Genomic DNA, 2,615 nt, shown 5'->3' with positions numbered 1-2,615 from the left:
GGACCGCGCCGCCCGCCGCGTCGAAGGCGAGCCGCGCGGGCGGCCGGCCGCCGGTGGACGGGCCGTCGGCGTGCTCGACGAGCAGCCCGTGCGCGATCAGCTCGGTCACCCGGGCGGCGACCGCCGGACGCGACAGGCCGGTGGCGCGGGCCAGCTCGGCGCGCGTGGCGACGCCGTCCTCGCGGACGAGGCGCAGCACGTCGCCGCAGGTCGCGGGGCGTCGCGCGGGCGAGAAGACGGGCCGGTGGGGCATCGGATCATCCAAGCACGTGGACGGGGTCGGGGCGACCGGATCGATCTGGCGGAGCGGGCACGTCCCCCTGTCCCGGACGGACGGGCGAACGGGCGCACGCGGTGCGGGCCGGCGGGGCAGGGCCTGCGGTGAGGGACTGCGGTGGGGGACTGCGGCACGGGGGCCGGCGCGAGGGCGGGGGCGTTCGTAGGTGGTCTGAGGGGCCGCCTATGGATGCTGAGTTGGCGCTAGCTGGGAAACTTCTGTAAAGATTACTGCGTAAGTCTGATGACTTGCATGACCTATCCCCGCTAAGTTGCGTGTGTCGATGTCCCCTCCTCTCGGCTTGGAGTCTCCGATGAGCACAGGGCCCCTCCCCGTGCACCCCGTCGTCGCACGGGTCACCGAGCGCATCGCCGCACGCAGCGCCGACCGCCGGGCGGCCTACCTGGCCCGCATCGCCGACGCCCGCACGCAGGGCCCCGCCCGCGGCGGCCTCGGCTGCGCCAACCTCGCGCACGGCTTCGCCGCCTGCTCGCCCGAGGTGAAACTCCAGCTCCGCGGGGACGTGGCGCCCAACATCGCGATCGTCTCGTCCTACAACGAGATGCTGTCCGCGCACGCGCCGCTCAAGGACTACCCGGACGTGCTCAAGGCCGGCGTCGCCGAGGCGGGCGGCACCGCGCAGTTCGCCGGGGGCGTGCCCGCCATGTGCGACGGCATCACCCAGGGCCGCGCCGGGATGGAGCTGTCGCTGTTCAGCCGGGACGTCATCGCGATGGCCACGGCGGTCGCGCTGTCCCACGACATGTTCGACGGCGCGCTGCTGCTCGGCGTCTGCGACAAGATCGTCCCCGGCCTGGTGATCGGCGCGCTCGCCTTCGGGCACCTGCCCGCGATCCTCGTCCCGGCGGGGCCGATGGCGTCCGGGCTGCCGAACGCGCAGAAGGCCGCGATCCGCAAGCGGTTCGCCACCGGCGAGATCGGCCGGGACGAACTGCTCGCCGCCGAGGCCAGCTCGTACCACTCGTCCGGCACCTGCACGTTCTACGGCACCGCGAACTCCAACCAGCTCCTCATGGAGGTCATGGGCCTGCACCTTCCGGGTGCCAGCTTCGTCCCGCCGCACACCGAGCTGCGCGACCGGCTGACCCGCGAGGCCGGCCGCCGCGTCGTCGAGCTGACCGACCCGCGCGGCGACAGCTACACGCCGATCGGCGAGCTGCTGGACGAGCGCGCGTTCGTCAACGGCGTCGTCGCGCTGCTCGCGACCGGCGGCTCCACCAACCACACGCTGCACCTGCCCGCGATGGCCGCCGCCGCCGGGATCGAGCTGACCTGGGACGACTTCGACGAGCTGTCCCGCGTCACGCCGCTGCTGACCCGGCTCTACCCCAACGGCACCGCCGACGTGAACCACTTCCACGCCGCGGGCGGCACCGGCTTCCTCATCCGCGAGCTGGTCGGCGCGGGCCTCGTGCACGCCGACGCCCGGACGGTCGGCGGCGCGTCCCTGGCCGAGTACGCCGTCGTCCCCACCCTGGACGACGGCGAGCTGACCTGGACGGACGCGCCCCGGACGTCCGGCGACACCGACGTCCTGCGGCCCGCCGCCGAGCCGTTCGACGAGCACGGCGGCCTGCACACGGTGGACGGCAACCTCGGCCGCGCCGTCGTGAAGGTGTCGGCCGTCGCGCCCGAGCGCCGCACGGTCGAGGCCCCGGCGCGGGTCTTCGGCTCGCAGGCCGAGCTCCAGGCGGCGTTCTCCGCCGGGGAGCTCGACGGCCGGGACCTGGTCGCGGTCGTCCGGTTCCAGGGGCCCGCCGCGAACGGGATGCCCGAGCTGCACAAGCTCACCCCGCCGCTGAGCGTCCTGCAGGACCGGGGCCACCGTGTGGCGCTCGTCACCGACGGCCGGATGTCGGGCGCCTCCGGGACCGTCCCCGCCGCGATCCACGTGTCCCCCGAGGCCGCCGCCGGCGGTCCGCTCGCGCGCGTCCGCGACGGGGACGTGGTACGGCTGGACGCGGACAAGGGGCTCCTGGAGGTGCTGGTGCCGGACGCGGAGTTCGCCGCGCGCGAGCCCGCCGCACCGCCGTCCGACCCGGTGCACGGGACGGGCCGGGAGCTGTTCGGGGCGTTCCGGCGGGCCGTCGGGCCCGCCGAGCGCGGCGCGGGCGTGTTCGGCTGAGCCGCCCGCAGGCAAGGAGGAAGAGGACATGACGACGCCGTGGCTGGTCGCCGACGTGGGCGGCACCAACGCGCGCTTCGCGCTGGTGGACGGCCCCGGGGCGCCGCCCGGACGGGTGGCGGCGCTGCCCACCCGGGACCACCGGGGCCTGGCCGAGGCCGCGGCCGCCTACCTGGCCGAGCACGGCGGGGG

General features: G+C 75.4%; 3 protein-coding genes. 2 read left to right on the top strand and 1 reads right to left on the bottom strand.

Annotated elements, in window-relative coordinates; translation table 11 throughout:
- Positions 1–253: winged helix-turn-helix domain-containing protein (locus tag DZF91_RS25150; protein ID WP_147341371.1), on the bottom strand; the 253-nt coding region annotated here is incomplete at its 3' end.
- A 337-nt stretch (positions 254–590) separates the two neighbouring features.
- On the opposite strand from DZF91_RS25150, the gene edd reads away from it, so the two are divergent.
- Together edd and DZF91_RS25140 are read left to right on the top strand one after the other, a co-directional pair.
- Positions 591–2,423 (top strand): phosphogluconate dehydratase, encoded by a 1,833-nt coding sequence (gene edd, locus DZF91_RS25145; protein WP_199486876.1) that lies wholly within the window; start codon positions 591–593, stop codon positions 2,421–2,423.
- Positions 2,424–2,451: 28 nt separating this feature from the next.
- On the top strand, positions 2,452–2,615 hold a 164-nt coding region (locus tag DZF91_RS25140), incomplete at its 3' end, for a glucokinase (protein WP_199486875.1).

It is taken from the genome of Actinomadura logoneensis, from assembly GCF_003428695.1.
Classification (GTDB): Bacteria; Actinomycetota; Actinomycetes; order Streptosporangiales; family Streptosporangiaceae; genus Spirillospora; species Spirillospora logoneensis.
This window is presented reverse-complemented; position numbering and strand designations above follow the sequence as displayed.

Bases quoted from the DNA above. Each gene is read 5' to 3' on its own strand.
- edd (WP_199486876.1), top strand. From the start codon at position 591: ATGAGCACAGGGCCCCTCCCCGTGCACCCCGTCGTCGCACGGGTCACC.